Source organism: Citrobacter sp. CK206 (assembly GCF_030333125.1).
In the GTDB taxonomy this organism is placed as follows: domain Bacteria; phylum Pseudomonadota; class Gammaproteobacteria; order Enterobacterales; family Enterobacteriaceae; genus Citrobacter_B; species Citrobacter_B koseri.
The window spans coordinates 454,005-473,556 of record NZ_JAOWGM010000023.1 but is presented as its reverse complement, the minus strand read 5'-3'; the positions used below and the strand labels follow the sequence as shown (position 1 = coordinate 473,556).

Annotated in this window: 16 protein-coding genes; 7 read left to right on the top strand and 9 right to left on the bottom strand. The window is 54.5% G+C overall.

Going from position 1 to position 19,552, the window contains the following annotated elements:
- Window positions 1–19 precede the first annotated feature (19 nt).
- The 7 genes from gudD to syd all read right to left on the bottom strand — a co-directional run bounded on the left by gudD (window position 20) and on the right by syd (window position 7,291).
- Complete coding sequence (gudD, locus tag OGX81_RS08905; RefSeq protein ID WP_024130902.1) at window positions 20–1,360, bottom strand: glucarate dehydratase; 1,341 nt, start codon at window positions 1,358–1,360, stop codon at window positions 20–22.
- 19 nt (window positions 1,361–1,379) lie between these two features.
- Complete coding sequence (locus OGX81_RS08900) at window positions 1,380–2,720, bottom strand: enolase C-terminal domain-like protein (RefSeq protein WP_104868253.1); 1,341 nt, start codon at window positions 2,718–2,720, stop codon at window positions 1,380–1,382.
- Between the two features lie 2 nt (window positions 2,721–2,722).
- Complete coding sequence (gene gudP, locus OGX81_RS08895) at window positions 2,723–4,075, bottom strand: galactarate/glucarate/glycerate transporter GudP (protein WP_012134898.1); 1,353 nt, start codon at window positions 4,073–4,075, stop codon at window positions 2,723–2,725.
- Between the two features lie 456 nt (window positions 4,076–4,531).
- Window positions 4,532–4,981: a flavodoxin gene (locus tag OGX81_RS08890; RefSeq protein WP_012134900.1), complete on the bottom strand. Its 450-nt coding sequence runs from the start codon at window positions 4,979–4,981 to the stop codon at window positions 4,532–4,534.
- A gap of 18 nt (window positions 4,982–4,999) precedes the next feature.
- Window positions 5,000–5,782 carry a tRNA pseudouridine(65) synthase TruC gene (gene truC, locus OGX81_RS08885; RefSeq protein WP_047461581.1) on the bottom strand — a complete coding sequence of 261 codons (783 nt, stop codon included), beginning with the start codon at window positions 5,780–5,782 and terminating at the stop codon, window positions 5,000–5,002.
- A complete protein-coding gene (locus tag OGX81_RS08880; RefSeq protein ID WP_104868252.1) occupies window positions 5,782–6,111 on the bottom strand; it encodes a YqcC family protein in 330 nt (109 codons plus the stop codon). Before OGX81_RS08880 ends, truC begins: the two co-directional genes overlap by 1 nt.
- Before the next feature lie 634 nt (window positions 6,112–6,745).
- Window positions 6,746–7,291, bottom strand: a complete 546-nt coding sequence (gene syd, locus OGX81_RS08875) for a SecY-interacting protein (protein WP_047461575.1) — start codon at window positions 7,289–7,291, stop codon at window positions 6,746–6,748.
- A gap of 68 nt (window positions 7,292–7,359) precedes the next feature.
- Here syd and queF point away from each other — a divergent pair, with 68 nt between their 5' ends.
- From queF to xni, 5 genes are all read left to right on the top strand, one after another.
- Complete coding sequence (gene queF, locus OGX81_RS08870; protein ID WP_104868251.1) at window positions 7,360–8,208, top strand: NADPH-dependent 7-cyano-7-deazaguanine reductase QueF; 849 nt, start codon at window positions 7,360–7,362, stop codon at window positions 8,206–8,208.
- A gap of 114 nt (window positions 8,209–8,322) precedes the next feature.
- Window positions 8,323–9,687 (top strand): nucleotide 5'-monophosphate nucleosidase PpnN, encoded by a 1,365-nt coding sequence (gene ppnN / locus OGX81_RS08865; RefSeq protein ID WP_024130903.1) that lies wholly within the window; start codon window positions 8,323–8,325, stop codon window positions 9,685–9,687.
- 564 nt (window positions 9,688–10,251) lie between these two features.
- A complete protein-coding gene (sdaC, locus tag OGX81_RS08860; protein WP_049009488.1) occupies window positions 10,252–11,541 on the top strand; it encodes an HAAAP family serine/threonine permease SdaC in 1,290 nt (429 codons plus the stop codon).
- 60 nt (window positions 11,542–11,601) lie between these two features.
- Entirely contained in the window at window positions 11,602–12,969 is a 1,368-nt protein-coding gene (gene sdaB / locus OGX81_RS08855) for an L-serine ammonia-lyase II (RefSeq protein WP_012134908.1), read from the top strand.
- 170 nt (window positions 12,970–13,139) lie between these two features.
- Window positions 13,140–13,895 carry a flap endonuclease Xni gene (xni, locus tag OGX81_RS08850; RefSeq protein WP_058668031.1) on the top strand — a complete coding sequence of 252 codons (756 nt, stop codon included), beginning with the start codon at window positions 13,140–13,142 and terminating at the stop codon, window positions 13,893–13,895.
- Between the two features lie 80 nt (window positions 13,896–13,975).
- Here the strand turns inward: xni and fucO are convergent, their stop codons facing one another.
- Window positions 13,976–15,124, bottom strand: coding sequence for a lactaldehyde reductase (gene fucO / locus OGX81_RS08845; RefSeq protein WP_104868250.1), 1,149 nt, complete (start codon window positions 15,122–15,124; stop codon window positions 13,976–13,978).
- Window positions 15,125–15,149: 25 nt separating this feature from the next.
- Complete coding sequence (fucA, locus tag OGX81_RS08840; protein WP_012134912.1) at window positions 15,150–15,797, bottom strand: L-fuculose-phosphate aldolase; 648 nt, start codon at window positions 15,795–15,797, stop codon at window positions 15,150–15,152.
- Between the two features lie 555 nt (window positions 15,798–16,352).
- Here fucA and fucP point away from each other — a divergent pair.
- The gene (gene fucP, locus OGX81_RS08835; protein WP_012134914.1) at window positions 16,353–17,663 is read left to right on the top strand and encodes an L-fucose:H+ symporter permease; all 1,311 of its coding nucleotides are present in this window, start codon (window positions 16,353–16,355) and stop codon (window positions 17,661–17,663) included.
- A 31-nt stretch (window positions 17,664–17,694) separates the two neighbouring features.
- Entirely contained in the window at window positions 17,695–19,470 is a 1,776-nt protein-coding gene (fucI, locus tag OGX81_RS08830) for an L-fucose isomerase (protein WP_012134915.1), read from the top strand.
- The last annotated feature ends 82 nt before the right edge of the window (window positions 19,471–19,552 follow it).

Below are 19,552 nucleotides of genomic sequence, written 5' to 3'. Positions count from 1 at the left end.
CGAAACCGGTTCAATACAGTCAGCGCACCATGCACGGGCGCTTATTGTCGAATGTCCAGTTCGGGATCAAATACTGCATTCCCATCGCATCATCACGCGCGCCCAGGCCGTGTTGCTGATACAACTCGTGCGCCTTCATCACCTGATCCATGTCAATCTCAACGCCAAGACCTGGTTTATCAGGCACCTGCACCATACCGCCTTTGATTTCAAACGGCTCTTTGGTCAGACGCTGATTACCTTCCTGCCAGATCCAGTGGGTATCGATCGCGGTGATCTTGCCTGGCGCGGCGGCCGCCACATGCGTGAACATCGCCAGGGAAATATCAAAGTGGTTATTGGAATGCGAACCCCAGGTCAGGCCGAACTCATGGCACATCTGCGCGACGCGAACAGATCCCTGCATCGTCCAGAAATGTGGGTCAGCCAGCGGAATGTCCACAGACTGCAAGGAGAGCGTATGCCCCATTTGACGCCAGTCAGTGGCGATCATATTGGTGGCCGTCGGCAGGCCGGTCGCGCGACGGAACTCCGCCATCACTTCACGACCAGAGAAACCCTGCTCCGCCCCGCACGGATCTTCCGCATAGGCCAGCGAGCCTTTCAGGTACTTACCGATTTGGATTGCTTCGTTCAGCGACCAGGCGCCGTTCGGGTCCAGCGTCACGCGGGCATTCGGGAAGCGTTTCGCCAGCGCTACAATGGATTCCGCCTCTTCATCTCCCGCCAGAACGCCGCCCTTCAGTTTAAAGTCGTTAAAGCCATACTTCTCGTATGCCGCTTCCGCCAGGCGGACGACCGCATCAGGAGTCATCGCCTCTTCGTGACGCAGACGATACCAGTCGCATTTCTCATCCGGCTGGCTCTGGTACGGCAGCGGCGTCGCTTTACGGTTGCCGACAAAGAACAGATAGCCAAGCATTTCCACTTCGCTACGCTGTTGCCCCTCACCCAGCAGGGATGCCACGTTGACCCCCAGGTGCTGGCCTAACAGATCAAGCAGCGCCGCTTCAATGCCGGTGACCACATGAATGGTGGTACGTAAGTCGAAGGTTTGTAAGCCGCGCCCGCCCGCATCACGATCGGCGAACTGATGACGCACGGCATTCAGCACGTTTTTGTACTCACCCAGCGTTTTACCCACCACCAGCGGGATCGCCTCTTCCAGCGTCTGGCGGATTTTCTCGCCGCCAGGGATTTCCCCCACGCCGGTGTGACCAGAATTGTCTTTAATAATGACGATATTACGGGTGAAGAACGGCGCATGCGCCCCGCTCAGGTTCATCAGCATACTGTCATGCCCAGCAACCGGGATGACCTGCATCGCGGTAACAACAGGGGTCGTAAATTGTGTACTCATCATTCAGTCCTTATATGAATTAGCGACGGCCGAAAACGGGGCGTTTACGATCAAAAGTCCAGCCGGGGATCAGGTATTGCATCGGGCCTGCGTCATTGCGCGCGCCGCCGGGCAGTTTCTTGTAAGCGTCATGCGCTTTTTGCACCTGCTCCCAGTCCAGCTCCACGCCAAGACCCGGCGCATCCGGCACTGCAATTTTTCCGTCTTTAATTTCCAGCGGTTGCTTCGTCAGGCGGCAATCGCCCTCCTGCCAGATCCAGTGGGTGTCAATCGCCGTCGGTTTACCCGGCGCGGCAGCGCCAACATGAGTGAACATCGCCAGGGAAATATCGAAATGGTTGTTCGAATGGCAGCCCCAGGTCAGCCCCCAGTCATCGCATAATTGCGCCACGCGCACCGCGCCGGAGAGCGTCCAGAAGTGCGGGTCGGCGAGCGGAATATCCACCGCGTTTAACATCACCGCATGGCCCATTTCGCGCCAGTTGGTGGCAATCATGTTGGTCGCGACCGGCAGCCCCGTCGCACGACGGAACTCCGCCATCACTTCACGCCCGGAGAATCCTTGTTCTGCGCCACACGGATCTTCAGCATACGTGAGCACATCGTTCAGCCCTTTACACAACGCGATGGCTTCATCCAGCAGCCAGGCGCCGTTTGGGTCAACCGTGATTCGCGCATCCGGGAAGCGTTTTTTCAGCGCGCGAGCCGTGTCGATCTCCTGCTCGCCGGGCAACACGCCGCCCTTCAGTTTGAAATCTTTAAAGCCGTAGCGATCCTGCGCCGCCTGCGCCAGATGCACAACCGCGTCGCTGGTGAGCGCTTCCTGATGGCGCATGTGATACCAGTCATGATTGCTCGGCGTTTTTTCGAGATAAGGCAAATCCGTTTTGGTGCGATCGCCCACGTAGAAAAGGTAGCCCAGCACAGTCACCGCATCGCGCTGTTTGCCCGGCCCTAACAGTTCGCACACCGGTACATTCAGCGCTTTGCCCAGCAGATCCAGCAGCGCCGCTTCCAGCGCCGCTACCGCATTCACCCGCAGTTCGAAAGTCCAGGCGCCTTTACCAAAGGTATCAAAGTCGGCAGCCTGATTACCTTTATGCACCTGTTGCACCACTTTATTCAGGCGGGCCACTTCCTGGCCTAAAACCATCGGAATCGCATCCACCAGCGTCTGGTAAATCACCTCGCCGCCGGGCGCTTCACCCACGCCGGTGTTACCAGCGTTATCGGTGAGGACGACGATATTGCGCGTGAAATACGCGTTATGCGCCCCACCGATGTTGAGTAACATACTGTCATGTCCGGCCACCGGAATGACTTTCATATCGGTAATGACGGGACTTGATTGCGTTGTCATATTTATTGTCCTGCTACAGGTTTCAGTTCGATGCGTTTAATATCCCCGACCAGCACGAGGTAACTCAGTACCGCCACCAGCGCATGGACGCCAACGTAAATCAGCGCGCCATTGAACGAGCCGGTCGTGCCGACGATGTAGCCAATCGCAATTGGCGTTACGATGCCGGAAATATTGCCAAACATGTTGAATAAGCCGCCGCTCAAGCCGCTGATTTCTTTCGGCGCGGTGTCCGCCATGACTGCCCAGCCCAGCGCGCCAATGCCTTTACCGAAGAAGGCCAGCGCCATGAAGCCGATAATCATCCATTCGACGTTGACGTAATTACAGAACACCATCACCATCGACAGCAGCATCCCCATCACGATCGGCGTCTTACGAGCGATGTTCAGCGAGCCGGTACGACGCATCAGCCAGTCGGAAATAATGCCGCCCAGCACGCCGCCCACGAAGCCGCAAATAGCCGGGACGGAAGCGACGAACCCCGCTTTCAGAATCGACATGCCACGCGCCTGCACCAGATAAACCGGGAACCAGGTGATAAAGAAATAGGTCAACGCATTAATGCAGTACTGGCCGATATAGACGCCGATCATCATGCGGGAACCCAGCAGCTGTTTGATTTGGCCCCATTTCACGCTAAACGGGACTTTCACCTTCGTATCTTTCTGATCCATATTGATCAGCGCGCCGCCTTCAGCAATGTACTCCAGCTCTTTTTTGTTAACGCCGGGATGCTGGTTTGGTTCATGGATCACTTTCAGCCAGATAAAGCTGATCACGATCCCCAGACCGCCCATAAAGAAGAAGACATGCGACCAACCCACTTCATGGGTCAGCCAGCCCATGATTGGCGCAAAGATAACGGTGGCAAAGTATTGCGCGGAGTTGAAAATCGCCACCGCCGTTCCCCTCTCCTGCGCCGGGAACCAGGCCGCGACGATTCGGCTGTTGCCGGGGAAAGATGGCGCTTCGGCTAACCCGACCAGGAATCGCAGGGTAAACAGCGCCACGATGATGCCAAAACCGCTGAAGATATCCACAAAGCCCTGTAACAGGGTAAACATGGACCAGATAAAGATGGACCAGAAGTAGACACGTTTAGAACCAAAACGGTCGAGCAGCCAACCGCCGGGGATTTGCCCGATCACGTAGGCCCATGAGAAAGCGGAGAACACGTACCCCATGCCTACCGGGTCGAGACCAATATCTTTGGCCATTTCCGATCCGGCAATGGACAATGTGGCGCGGTCGCCATAGTTGAAGGATGTGACGATAAACAGCATCACCACTATCCAGTAGCGGGCATTGGTGCGTTTTTCCGCGCCGCTCACCGCGTGACTTAATGAACTCATTGTTGCACTCCTGAATTTTCGCGTTATCTACGCTCACTCTGAACTGCACAACCGGTAGGGAATCAGAGATGACGTTTCGTGTTTTTTTGCAGCTTTTTATGAGGTCGTTTGCCTTGTGTACTGCATTTTTAATAACTGGCACGAGAAGTATAAAAAGCACACCTCGCACTCTCACCGTGCAACAACACAGTATTTCGGCAGCGTATCACGTATGTTTGTGGCAAAAGCCCAGGGCAATGGAAGCCACTTCACGGAAATGAAAAACGAAGAGGTAAACAGACAGGGTGCGAGAAGCAAAAGAAGAGGAGTGTGAAACGGGTCGCTTGACCCTATGAAAATGCCTCTGAAAACCCTTTCGTATGAAAGGGTTTTAGGGCAAATGCCTGATGGCGCTACGCTTATCAGGCCAACAGACAGCACATGTAGACCGGACGTCGCCATCCGGCTGGGTTTTGCTCAGGAGAGCAATGTTCCCCAGTTTTCGACCCAGGGGTTGGATTCGCTCTCCGGCTCCGGGTGTTCGCTGGCGTCAATCAACAGCATCTCCCCAACACGCTGCGCGCTTTGCTCCTGCAACAGCGCATCGAACTGTTTGCCGCCATTGCAAAAATTAACGTAGCTGCTGTCGCCCAGCGCAATCACGCCGTAACGCAGATTTGGCTGAAAACCGAGATTGTCCTTTATTCCCTGGAACAGCGGCACAATGCTGTCCGGGAGATCGCCCTGCCCCGTCGTCGATGTCACAACCAGCACAACTTTATCCAGATACGGCTGCCAGTCGCTCAGTTGCGGATCTTCAAAGACGGTTGCTTTATGCCCCTGCGCGGTAAGGATCGCCTCGGCCTCTTCGGCAACCAACAGCGAGTTTCCATACATGGTGCCGACAAAAATACCAATTTCCGCCATTAACGTTTTCTCCCTGATTTAAGCCTGATTATTTTCATCCTGCCGGGACAACGCACTAAACTCAACCCTTTCATTCTCAGGGAGAAGTCCGCGCCAGCCAAACTGTGATAACGCCTGCATCCAGACGTCGTCCAGACCGGCGCGCAGGATCAGCGGTTCACCGGTAAAGGGGTGGGTAAGCGTCAGTTGACTGGCGTGCAGCATTAAGCGCTGGCAACCAAAATGCTCTGCGGCGCTGCGATTCTGACGTAAATCGCCGTGTTTGCTGTCGCCGATAATCGGATGGCGTAAATGCGCCAGATGACGTCTGAGCTGGTGTTTACGGCCCGTTTTCGGCTCCAGTTCCACCAGGCCGTAGCGGGTTGTCGGATAACGCCCGGTCGCCACCGGCATTTCGACCGTCGCCAGCCCCCGGTAATGGGTCACGGCAGGCTGCGGGCCTTTATCTTCGCGGGCAAATTTATCGGCAATCTTATCCAGTTCTTCCACCAGCGGATAATCCAGAACGGCCTCATCCATTAACCAGCCGCGCACAATCGCATGGTAGCGTTTCTGAATCTGATGCTGCTCAAACTGCTGCGCCAGCAGGCGCCCCGCTTCGCTGGAAAGCCCCATCAGCAGGACACCGGAAGTCGGCCTGTCGAGCCGGTGGGCAGTAAAGACGTGCTGACCAATCTGGTCGCGTACGGTTTGCATCACCACGACTTTTTCGTCGCGATCCAACCAGCTGCGGTGAACCAGCCAGCCAGACGGTTTATTCACCGCCACCAGCCATTCATCCTGATAGAGGATTTCCAGCATCAGACGTTATCGCTCGTAAACAGCGCGTCCAGACCCTGCAATGTCGTCAGGATCACCTCGCGTTGAGGATGATCGGCCGTCAGCGCCATTTCATAATACGGCGCGACAGCAAAGGCTTGTGGAAGCGGCTGCGCGTTATCGAGCAACGCGTGCATACGGGGGATCAGCACCCATTGCAGCCATTCAAGCGGTTCCATCGTATCCATACAAAAAGGTTGCGTGCTGGTAAACAGGTGGGCCTGCGGCTCGTCCATCCGCCAGTGATGATGTTCACGCAGCAGGGCTTCCAGCGCGTGGAGTTGCTGGCGCACACGGTCATGAGTCGTCATGAAATTAACCTCAGTGATGAAAAACTGGCGCGAAGGATAGCATCAGTGAAGACGAAATAAAAAAAAGGGAGCACTGTAAAAACAGTGCTCCCGGTTCGTTTCGCAGCATTCCGGCTACTTTTGGTGCTCCCTGCTCATCCGTGACAACTTTTCCTGTGGTCTTGCGACCTGCTCATCCTGAACAATTTGCATCCTGCTCACATCACCCCGATGCGAATCGACTTCATCCTGAAGTATCCTGGCCATCCTGACCCACCGAACATCCTGCCCGGCTCTCGTTCTCCGTCCTGGAGGTGTCCCTTAACGCATCCGGCGTTTTCCACTTTGCTTCATCCTGAAGCCTGTCCTTGTAACACCATCCTGGCGTGTCCTGCTGAAGCGCCATCATCCTGACGTTCGCTTCGTTGTGCGACTCCTTGTCGACAGGTATAGAATCGCCTGTTTCGCCTTGTCTTACAAGACACTTACAGACAATGCCTTAAGGATATTTTCATATGAAAGGCAGGATTGTTAATTCAACTCATTAATATTAAAGGAATTATAGTTAACACCATGAGATAAGTATTCGCTTATTATCTGGCGATCTCTCACAGGGTATGTAAGAGATCTCTCACACGGTGTCTGGCAAAGTGGATTACAGAAGCGGCTTAAGCTGAGTCAGGAATTCCGCAAGAGAGGCGGCCAGAACGGTACGATTGCGCGTTCCCAGGGTCTCTTTGCAAACTTCCCCAGAGAGATTACACACCGAAATGACCTCAAGTTCATTTTCCAGCGTGGCGATAAAAAGCGTAGGCGGTAACTTGAGACGCTTCTGCGTGACCAGATGGCCGATCAGGTTTTCCTGAACGCGTCTGAAGTCATCTGCGCTCCATGTTTGCAGCAGCGTCAGCTTTTCATCCGCGAACTGCGCGTACATATCCCCGGCAAATTGCGTGGTGTAAAAAGCATGGACCGCAGGTTGTATCACAATATCAAATGCGCGTTCAACCGCGTTTACATTCGCCTCGCCTTCAAACGGCTGCGGCTGCCAGTAAACGGCATCGCTGGTCGAAGAGATAATGCACGGGGAAGGCACGCCATACAGCTCTTCGCTGAGCGGCCAACTGTTGTGTTTCTCATGCCATGCGTCGCAATAACGCGTCGTAAATGCCGTCAGGGCTTGCGATGTCAGTTCGTCCACCGATTTCTCTCTTCATAAAAGCCAGGATACACTTGACGCATAGTGTATCTGGTTTATGACGGTGAAACATGTCTTCTTATGAAAACCATCAGGCGCTTGATGGCCTGACTCTCGGAAAATCAACGGATTACCGGGATAATTATGACGCCAGCCTGCTACAGGGCGTTCCGCGCAGCCTGAATCGCGATCCGCTGGATTTAAAAGCGGACAACCTGCCTTTTCACGGCGCCGATATCTGGACGCTGTATGAACTGTCATGGCTGAACGCGAAAGGCGTGCCGCAGGTCGCCGTTGGTCATGTGGAACTGGACTACACCAGCGTCAATTTGATTGAGTCGAAAAGTTTTAAGCTGTACCTGAACAGCTTTAACCAGACCCGTTTTGACTCCTGGGACGCCGTGCGCCAGACGCTGGAAAACGACCTGCGCGCCTGTGCGCAAGGCGAAGTCAGCGTCGCGCTGTACCGTCTTGATGAGCTGGAAGGGCAACCTGTCACCCATTTTCACGGCACCTGCATTGATGACCAGGATATCACCATCGATAACTATCAGTTCAGCACCGACTACCTGGAGAATGCCGCCAGCGGCGAAAAAGTCGTGGAAGAGACGCTGGTCAGCCATCTGCTGAAGTCAAACTGCCTGATCACCCACCAGCCGGACTGGGGCTCCATACAAATTTGTTATCGCGGGCGCAAAATTGACCGCGAGAAGCTGCTGCGTTATCTGGTCTCGTTCCGTCATCACAACGAGTTCCACGAGCAGTGCGTAGAGCGCATTTTTAACGACCTTCTGCGTTTCTGCCAGCCGGAAAAACTGAGCGTGTACGCGCGCTATACGCGTCGTGGCGGTCTGGATATCAACCCGTGGCGCAGCAACACCGATTTTGTGCCTGCGACGGGCAGACTGGTGCGTCAGTAATCTTTTTTTCTCAATTTTGCGCGCCTGATTCCGCGCGCAAGGTTGTGAAAGGTCATAAGCCAGCGCTATTGTAATCAACAGGGAATGACGTCTTGCGTCCCATAAGGAGTTTACTTGATTACACATATTAGCCCGCTTGGCTCAATGGACATGTTGTCGCAGCTGGAAGTCGATATGCTTAAACGCACGGCCAGCAGCGACTTGTATCAACTGTTTCGTAACTGTTCGCTTGCCGTACTGAACTCCGGCAGTCTGACTGATAACAGCAAGGAATTGCTGTCTCGTTTTGAAAGTTTCGACATCAACGTGCTGCGTCGTGAACGCGGCGTGAAGCTCGAACTGATTAACCCGCCTGAAGACGCCTTTGTGGACGGACGCATCATCCGCGCCTTGCAGGCTAACCTGTTCGCCGTGTTGCGCGACATCCTGTTCGTCAACGGTCAGATTCACAATGCAGGCCGTTTCCAGCATCTGGATCTCGAAAGCTCGGTGCATATTACCAACCTGGTGTTCTCGATTCTGCGCAACGCCCGGGCGCTGCACGTCGGCGAAGCGCCAAACATGGTCGTCTGCTGGGGCGGTCACTCCATTAACGAAAACGAATATCTCTATGCCCGCCGCGTCGGCACCCAGCTGGGTCTGCGTGAGCTGAACATTTGCACCGGCTGCGGGCCAGGGGCAATGGAAGCGCCAATGAAAGGCGCAGCGGTAGGCCACGCGCAGCAGCGTTACAAAGACAGCCGCTTTATCGGTATGACGGAACCTTCCATCATCGCGGCAGAACCGCCTAACCCGCTGGTCAATGAGTTGATCATCATGCCGGATATCGAAAAACGCCTCGAAGCCTTCGTGCGTATCGCCCACGGCATCATCATCTTCCCGGGCGGCGTCGGTACGGCGGAAGAACTTCTCTATCTGCTGGGGATCCTGATGAACCCGGCGAATAAAGATCAGGTGCTGCCGCTGATCCTCACCGGGCCGAAAGAGAGTGCGGATTACTTCCGCGTGCTGGACGAATTTATCGTGCATACGCTGGGAGAAGACGCCCGCCGTTACTACCGCGTCATCATTGATGACGCCACGGAAGTGGCGCGGCTGATGAAAAAAGCGATGCCGCTGGTGAAAGAGAATCGCCGCGACACTGGCGACGCTTACAGCTTCAACTGGTCGATTCGCATCGCGCCGGACCTGCAAATTCCGTTCGAACCGTCGCATGAGAATATGGCGAATCTGCAACTTTACCCCGATCAACCGGTTGAAATTCTGGCGGCGGATCTGCGGCGCGCCTTCTCCGGCATCGTTGCGGGTAACGTCAAGGAGGTTGGCATCCGTGCGATTGAGGAGTTCGGGCCTTATAAAATCCACGGCGACCGCGAGATGATGCGTCGCATGGACGACCTGCTCCAGGGCTTTGTCGCGCAGCATCGTATGAAACTGCCCGGCTCGGCTTACATTCCCTGCTACGAAATCTGCGCATAACGCGCAGCGCCCGGTGGAGCACATCCGCCGGGTCAGACGATCGTCCGCTTTCTCAGACCGGGTCTGGTGTTTTCACCGCCCGGTTTTTTCATTGATACCAGTCACATAGTGAAGCTAAGTTTATAAATGCCGCTTATATTTCAAAATAAAAGCATTAATGCGCAAACGTTTACCTTACAATACCAATAGTAATTTATCAGCCGTAATTCTTATTAGTCGCGACAATCCTCCAAAAACATTGTTTTTTATAGCCAAACCTCCGTATATTGCGCCCCGATCTTTTAGGGCATATGTCGTTAATGGTAGCCTTCGCGCCCGTAAATTCGCTTTGACGTTTTTTTAACAGATTAATGGTCCAAATTTATCCACATAACAGGTGGATTATTGCATTTGGGATCGCGATCACTGATACATTCATAAGTTAAATGTATCTTTCCGCCCGCAAATTATTACGGCGAAAAATTATATAAAAATCGTCATTAAACGAATTTCATTTTACGGTCAGGTCTTTTTTCATTGGATTAGACCACAAACCTGACTTTTAGCTTCCTCCAGGAGAAACAGATGGAAACCACTCAAACCAGCACTATTGCTTCGATTGATTCTCGAAGCGGATGGCGCAAGACGGACACCATGTGGATGCTGGGCCTTTACGGCACGGCAATCGGCGCGGGCGTACTGTTCCTGCCAATTAACGCAGGCGTCGGCGGTATGATCCCGCTGATCATCATGGCGATTATCGCTTTCCCGATGACCTTCTTCGCACACCGTGGCCTGACTCGCTTCGTGCTGTCCGGTAAAAACCCTGGCGAAGACATCACTGAAGTGGTTGAAGAGCACTTCGGTATTGGCGCGGGTAAACTGATCACCCTGCTCTACTTCTTCGCGATTTACCCGATTCTGCTGGTTTACAGTGTGGCGATTACCAACACCGTGGAAAGCTTCATGACCCACCAGTTGGCCATCACCCCGCCGCCGCGCGCGATTCTGTCTCTGATCCTGATTGTCGGCATGATGACCATCGTGCGCTTCGGTGAGCAGATGATCGTTAAAGCGATGAGTATTCTGGTATTCCCGTTTGTTGCGGCCCTGATGCTGCTGGCCCTGTACCTGATCCCTCAGTGGAGCGGCGCAGCGCTGGAAACGCTCTCCTTTGATTCCGCTGCCTCTACCGGCAATGGTCTGTGGATGACGCTGTGGCTGGCAATTCCGGTAATGGTGTTCTCTTTCAACCACTCTCCGATCATCTCCTCCTTCGCGGTCGCGAAGCGTGAAGAGTACGGCGATGCGGCTGAGAAGAAATGCTCTAAGATCCTGGCATTCGCTCACATCATGATGGTGCTGACCGTTATGTTCTTCGTCTTCAGTTGCGTACTGAGCCTGACGCCGGCGGACCTGGCGGCAGCGAAAGAGCAGAACATCTCTATTCTGTCTTACCTGGCGAACCACTTTAACGCACCAGTTATCGCCTGGATGGCACCGATCATCGCGATTATCGCCATCACGAAATCCTTCCTCGGCCACTACCTGGGCGCTCGTGAAGGTTTCAACGGAATGGTTATCAAGTCTCTGCGCGGCAAAGGCAAATCCATCGAAATCAACAAGCTGAACAAAATCACTGCGCTGTTCATGCTGGTTACGACCTGGATTGTCGCCACGCTGAACCCAAGCATCCTGGGGATGATTGAAACCCTGGGCGGCCCAATCATCGCGATGATTCTGTTCCTGATGCCGATGTATGCCATCCAGAAAGTCCCGGCAATGCGTAAGTACAGCGGCCACATCAGCAACGTATTCGTTGTTGTTATGGGTCTGATCGCTATCTCCGCTATTTTCTACTCCCTGTTCAGCTAAGTTTTGTAGCGCCGCTTTCGGGCGGCGCTTCCTCCCTGAGATTTAAGCAATGGATGCCCTATGATTAGCGTATTCGATATTTTCAAAATCGGCATTGGCCCTTCCAGCTCTCACACCGTCGGGCCAATGAAAGCAGGCAAACAATTCACGGATGATCTGATTGCCCGCAATATCCTGACCGATGTCACCCGCGTCGTGGTGGATGTCTATGGTTCACTGTCGCTGACCGGTAAAGGTCACCACACTGACATTGCCATTATTATGGGTCTAGCGGGAAATCTGCCGGATACCGTCGACATCGACGCTATTCCGTTCTTTATTCAGGACGTGAATACCCACGGACGTTTACTGCTGGCGAATGGTCAGCATGAAGTGGAGTTTCCGGTCGATAAGTGCATGAATTTCCATGCCGACAACCTGTCTCTGCATGAGAACGGGATGCGTATTAGCGCGCTGGCGGGCGATAAGGTCCTCTACAGCCAAACTTACTACTCCATTGGCGGTGGTTTCATCGTTGATGAAGAACATTTCGGTTTGTCGAACAGTGCGCCGGTCAACGTGCCGTATCCGTACAAATCCGCAGCCGATCTGCAAAAACACTGCCAGGAAACCGGTCTGTCGCTTTCCGGCCTGATGATGCAAAACGAGCTGGCGCTGCACAGCAAAGAAGAGCTGGAACAGCACTTTGCCAACGTCTGGGAAGTGATGCGCGGCGGTATTGAACGCGGCATCACGACGGAAGGCGTACTGCCGGGTAAACTGCGCGTTCCACGTCGTGCCGCGGCGCTGCGTCGTATGCTGGTCAGCCAGGATAAAACCACGACCGACCCGATGGCGGTTGTCGACTGGATCAACATGTTCGCGCTGGCGGTCAACGAAGAGAACGCGGCGGGCGGGCGTGTCGTGACTGCGCCAACCAACGGCGCATGCGGCATCGTTCCAGCGGTACTGGCGTACTACGACAAGTTTATCCGCGAAGTTAACGCCAACTCACTGGCTCGCTACATGCTGGTGGCCAGCGCGATCGGCTCTCTGTACAAGATGAACGCCTCCATTTCCGGTGCGGAAGTGGGCTGTCAGGGTGAGGTCGGCGTGGCCTGCTCTATGGCGGCGGCGGGTCTGGCAGAGCTGCTGGGCGGCAGTCCGACACAGGTGTGCATCGCTGCGGAAATCGGCATGGAGCACAACCTGGGTCTGACCTGCGACCCGGTTGCGGGCCAGGTACAGGTGCCGTGCATTGAGCGTAACGCGATTGCCTCCGTGAAAGCGGTCAACGCCGCGCGTATGGCGCTGCGTCGTACCAGCGAGCCGCGCGTGTGCCTCGATAAAGTTATTGAGACCATGTACGAAACCGGTAAAGACATGAACGCCAAGTACCGTGAAACCTCTCGCGGCGGCCTGGCGATGAAGATTGTCGCCTGCGATTAAGTCCTACCACGTTTCAGGATCTGTAGGCCGGATAAGGCGCTCGCCGCCATCCGGCATTTATTGCCTGAGGGCGCTTCGCTTATCAGGCCTACGGATCGCGCTATTTCGCAACACTCGCCTCCTGTCGCCCTGGATGTTACCCTGTCCCCAAATTTGTCAGGGAGAACACCGTGGCCGTCCATCTGCTTATCGTCGATGCACTGAATTTAATTCGCCGTATTCATGCGGTTCAAGGCTCTCCCTGCGCGGAGACCTGCCTGCATGCGCTTGAGCAGTTGATTGTACACAGTCAGCCGACACACGCCGTCGCCGTATTTGACGATGACGCGCGCAACAGCGGCTGGCGTCATCAGCGTCTCCCGGACTACAAAGCCGGTCGTCCTCCCATGCCTGACGAGTTGCACAATGAAATGCCCGCAATACGCGCCGCCTTCGAACAGCGCGGCGTGCAATGCTGGGTTTCCAGCGGCAATGAGGCGGATGATTTAGCCGCTACGCTGGCGGTCAAGGTCACACAGGCCGGGCATCAGGCCACTATCGTTTCTACCGACAAAGGCTACTGTCAGTTGCTCTCCCCGACACTGCGTATCCGCGATTATTTCCAGAAACGCTGGCTGGATGCGCCATTCATTGAGAAAGAGTTCGGCGTCCTTCCCCAACAGTTGCCGGACTACTGGGGACTGGCGGGGATCAGCAGTTCAAAAGTCCCCGGCGTGGCGGGCATCGGCCCCAAAAGCGCGACCCAATTGTTGGTTCAGTTTCAGACTCTGGAAGGGATTTATGCGCACCTCGACGAGGTGGCGGAAAAGTGGCGCAAGAAGCTTGAAGCGCATAAAGAGATGGCATTTTTATGCCGCGATATCGCGCGCCTGCAAACGGATCTCCATATCGACGGGAACTTACAGCAGCTACGGCTGACGCGGTAGCTGTGTTGCCGGGTGGCGCTGCGCTTATCCGGCCTACATTTCGTGCAATCCTGTAGGCCGGATAAGGCCATCTGGCAAAATTACCAGGCGGTATGATACAACTCGACGATATCGGCAATACTCGCTTCACGCGGATTACCACCGGTGCAAACATCGTCAAATGCCGCCTGCGCCAGCGCCGGAATATCCTCTTTACGCACGCCGACATCGCGTAAATGCAACGGAATACCGACGTCCCGGTTGAGGGTAAATACCGCTTCCACGGCGGCATTACGCGCCTCGCTCAAACTTATCCCTTCGACCTTCTCGCCCATCGCACGCGCGATATCACGGAACTTCTCACCGGTATATTCCGCGTTGTAGCGCATGATATGCGGCAGAAGAATCGCATTAGCAACGCCGTGCGGAGTGTTATAAAACGCGCCCAGCGGATGCGCCATCCCGTGCACCAGCCCAAGCCCCACGTTGGAAAAGCCCATCCCGGCAACGTACTGCCCCAGCGCCATCGCTTCGCCCGCTTCACGCTCGCCCACAACCGAACCACGCAATGCTCCGGCGATGATCTCAATGGCCTTAATATGCAGCGCATCCGTCAACGCCCACGCGGCACGGGTGATGTATCCTTCGATCGCGTGGGTTAACGCATCCACCCCGGTTGCCGCCTTCAGCGCGGGCGGCATGCCATCCATCATGTCGGCATCAATAAACGCAACCTGCGGGATATCATGCGGATCGACACAAACAAATTTACGCCGCTTTTCTTCATCGGTGATCACATAGTTAATGGTCACTTCCGCTGCGGTTCCCGCAGTGGTCGGGATCGCCATCACCGGCACGCTCGGATAACGGGTCGGCGACAGACCTTCCAGACTGCGCACGTCAGCAAACTCAGGGTTATTGCTGATAATACCGATCGCCTTACAGGTATCCTGCGGGGAGCCGCCGCCGATGGCAATCAGGTAGTCTGCCCCGCTTTGTTGAAATACGTTCAGCCCCTCTTTCACCACGCCGATGGTTGGATTTGGGATCACGCCATCGTAGATCGCCCATGCCAGCCCTGCGGCATCCATCTTCTCCGTGACGTTTCTGACCACACCGCACTGCACCAGCGTTTTGTCACTGACAATTAGCGCCTTGCGATAGCCCCGGCGTTGAACCTCATCGGTTAACGCCGCCACCGCCCCCCGGCCAAACCATGCCGTTTCGTTCAGGATCATTCTGTTCGCCATAGCCCGTCTCCTTCGCTGTGCGAAATTACTCTTCGATACGTAATCCGTAGGTTTTGAATTTTTCCAGCACAATGGCGATAGCCTCATCATCCAGTACAGGCACCGGATCGGTAATCGCCAGCGTACTGAGGTACAGCTGCGCCAGCACTTCCACTTCATGCGCCAGCCACAGCGCTTTTTCCAGGTTCTCTTCGCAGGCGATCAACCCATGATGCTGTAGCAGGGTCGCTTTGCGATTTTTGAGCGCAACGGCAACGTATTCAGAAAGTTCACGCGTGCCGAACGTGGCGTAAGGCGCACACGGAATGGAGTTCCCCCCCGCCGCCGCAATCATGTAATGAATGGCTGGAATAGGACGATTGAGGATCGACACCGCCGTGCAGTGAACGGCATGGTTATGGACGACAGCGTTAGCATCCGGGCGCGTCTGGTAGGCCGCCATATGAAAACGCCACTCGCTGGAAGGCAATTTTCCCTGCTCATGCTGGCCCTCTGCATCAATAAAGACGATATGTGATTCGGTGAGTTTGTCATACGGAATGCCCGTTGGCGTGATCAGCATCCCGCCCTGATAACGCACGCTCACATTGCCTGCGGTCCCCTGGTTCAACCCCAGCCGGGTCATCTCCAGGCAGGTGTCGATAATCTGGCGGGCCAGTGTGTTTCGTTCCATTAGTTACCTCTCTCAGTCATTCAAAACGCGACAACAGAACAGCACGTTGCTCTGCTGAATTAATTGAACATTTGGTAACCATCATCATATTGAATAGCGATAAAGAAATTTACATGACTTTATTTTGTGATACGCATCAATTAATCACGTCAGTTAAATACCGTTTTCGCCGGATTCACTCCCTCCAAAATGACCGCTCTTAATATTATTTATCCAAACGGGCATTTTCATAATATTTGTAACAAATGCCCGTTTTCGCAGTAATAAATTAAATCGGTCATCAACGCTGTGGGTTTTTAATTTTATTTACTCAAACGGGCATCATTTTTCAGAAATTAAAGTGATGATAATCACATAAAGCCACCCTCCAGGTGCTAAATGTGACCACCATCATATTAAACAGCGTTTTTTATTTGAAAATGAATTCATGAGTTCACCATCAACAGCCAATTTTCTCTGGCAGATAACAGGAACTCGCCTGGTTTGTCGATCTGGTGAGAAACACCGGTCGTACTTCTAAAATGTTGAACACGCTTCTGAGCCAATGAGGATGCTATGGGAAACACAACAATACAGACGCAGAGTTTTCGTGCGGTGGATACAGGGCAAAGCAAACGCTATATCATTCCGTTTGCTTTACTCTGCTCACTGTTTTTCCTTTGGGCGGTTGCCAATAACCTGAATGACATTTTATTACCACAATTTCAGCAAGCCTTTACGTTAACTAATTTTCAGGCAGGTTTGATTCAGTCTGCTTTTTATTTCGGCTATTTTGTTATTCCCATCCCCGCGGGTATTTTGATGAAAAAGCTGAGTTATAAAGCGGGGATAATTACCGGACTATTCTTATATGCTTTTGGCGCAGCATTATTCTGGCCGGCTGCTGAAGTGATGAATTACACCTTGTTTTTGATTGGTCTTTTTATTATTGCCGCAGGACTTGGTTGTCTTGAAACCGCCGCGAACCCTTTTGTTACGGTATTAGGGCCAGAAAGCGGTGGCCATTTCCGTCTCAATCTGGCGCAAACATTTAACTCTTTCGGCGCTATTATCGCCGTGGTGTTCGGGCAAAGTCTTATTTTGTCTAACGTCCCACATCAATCTCAGGACGTGCTCGATAAAATGACGCCTGAGCAATTGAGTACGTATAAACACAGCCTGGTTTTGTCGGTACAGACGCCTTATATGATCATCGTGGCTATCGTTTTACTGGTTGCCCTGCTGATCATGCTGACCAAATTCCCGGCGCTACAGAGCGACGATCACAGTGACGCCCAACAAAGTTCATTCACCGCTTCGCTTGCCCGCCTGGTGCGTATTCGCCACTGGCGCTGGGCGGTGCTGGCGCAGTTCTGCTACGTCGGCGCGCAAACCGCCTGCTGGAGCTACCTGATCCGTTACGCTATCGAAGAGATCCCCGGTATGACGCCTGGCTTTGCCGCCAACTACCTGACCGGCACAATGGTGTGCTTCTTTATCGGCCGCTTCTCCGGCACCTGGCTTATCAGCCGCTTTGCGCCGCATAAAGTGCTGGCTGCCTATGCCCTGCTCTCCATGATCCTGTGTCTGGTTTCAGCCTTTAGCGGCGGCCATATCGGTCTGCTGGCCCTGACGCTGTGCAGCGCATTTATGTCGATTCAGTACCCCACTATCTTCTCGCTGGGTATTAAAAATCTGGGACAGGACACCAAATACGGCTCGTCGTTCATCGTCATGACCATCATTGGCGGCGGCATCGTCACGCCGGTCATGGGTTTTGTCAGCGATGCGGCGGGCAACATCCCAACGGCTGAGCTGGTCCCGGCGCTCTGCTTTGCCGTCATCTTCATCTTTGCCCGTTTCCGTTCACAAGCGGCAACTAACTGAACATTTTTCCGAATAACGTGAGGAACCTGTAATGAAAAAAATCAGCTTACCGAAAATTGGCATTCGCCCGGTTATTGATGGACGTCGCATGGGGGTACGCGAGTCGCTGGAAGAACAGACCATGAATATGGCGAAAGCCACCGCTGCGCTTATCACCGAAAAACTCCGCCATGCCTGCGGCGCGCAGATTGAGTGCGTGATTGCGGATACCTGCATTGCCGGAATGGCGGAATCCGCCGCCTGTGAAGAGAAATTCAGCAGCCAGAATGTTGGCGTAACAATTACCGTGACGCCGTGCTGGTGCTACGGCAGCGAAACCATCGATATGGACCCAATGCGCCCGAAAGCCATCTGGGGCTTCAACGGTACGGAACGTCCCGGCGCCGTTTATCTGGCCGCCGCGTTGGCCGCGCACAGCCAGAAAGGCATTCCGGCATTCTCTATTTATGGTCATGACGTACAGGATGCCGACGACACCTCGATCCCTGCCGACGTTGAAGAAAAACTGCTGCGCTTTGCGCGCGCGGGTCTGGCGGTCGCCAGCATGAAAGGCAAAAGCTATCTCTCTGTGGGTGGCGTCTCAATGGGGATTGCCGGTTCCATCGTCGATCACAACTTCTTTGAGTCCTGGCTGGGGATGAAAGTGCAGGCGGTGGACATGACCGAGCTGCGCCGTCGCATCGACCAGAAAATCTATGACGAAGCCGAACTGGAGATGGCGCTGGCGTGGGCGGATAAAAACTTCCGCTATGGCGAGGATCAGAACGCGCAGCAGTACAAACGTAATGAAGAACAAAGCCGCGCGGTGCTGAAAGAGAGCCTGCTGATGGCGATGTGCATTCGCGACATGATGCAGGGCAACAACAAGCTGGCGGAAAAAGGGCTGGTCGAAGAGTCGCTGGGTTATAACGCTATTGCGGCAGGCTTCCAGGGCCAGCGCCACTGGACCGATCAATACCCGAACGGCGACACCGCCGAAGCGCTGCTGAACAGCTCCTTTGACTGGAACGGCGTGCGCGAACCGTTTGTCGTCGCTACCGAAAACGACAGCCTCAACGGCGTAGCGATGCTGCTGGGCCACCAACTCACCGGAACCGCGCAGGTCTTTGCCGACGTGCGAACCTACTGGTCGCCGGAAGCGGTAGAGCGCGTCACAGGCCAGCCGCTCACCGGCCTTGCGGAGCACGGCATCATTCACCTGATCAACTCCGGCTCTGCGGCGCTGGACGGCTCCTGCAAGCAGCGCGATAGCGAAGGCAAACCGACCATGAAGCCGCACTGGGAAATCAGCCAACAGGAAGCGGACGCCTGCCTAGCCGCCACCGAATGGTGCCCGGCGATCCACGAATACTTCCGTGGCGGCGGCTACTCCTCTCGCTTCCTGACCGAAGGCGGCGTGCCGTTCACCATGACCCGCGTGAACATCATCAAGGGTCTGGGGCCGGTACTGCAAATCGCTGAAGGCTGGAGCGTGGAACTGCCGAAAGAGATGCACGATCAGCTCGACGCCCGCACCAACTCGACCTGGCCGACCACCTGGTTTGCGCCACGTCTTACCGGTAAAGGCCCGTTCACCGACGTTTACTCGGTGATGGCGAACTGGGGCGCTAACCACGGCGTACTGACCATCGGCCACGTCGGCGCTGACTTCATCACGCTCGCCGCCATGCTGCGTATTCCGGTCTGTATGCACAACGTGGACGATGCGAAAATCTACCGTCCTTCCGCCTGGGCTGCGCACGGTATGGATATTGAAGGTCAGGATTATCGCGCCTGCCAGAACTACGGGCCGCTGTACAAACGTTAATGCGTCACTTCTTTGCCCGGTGGCGTAAGCTTACCGGGCCTACAATTTCGCATTTTGTAGGCCGGATCAGCGCAGCGCCATC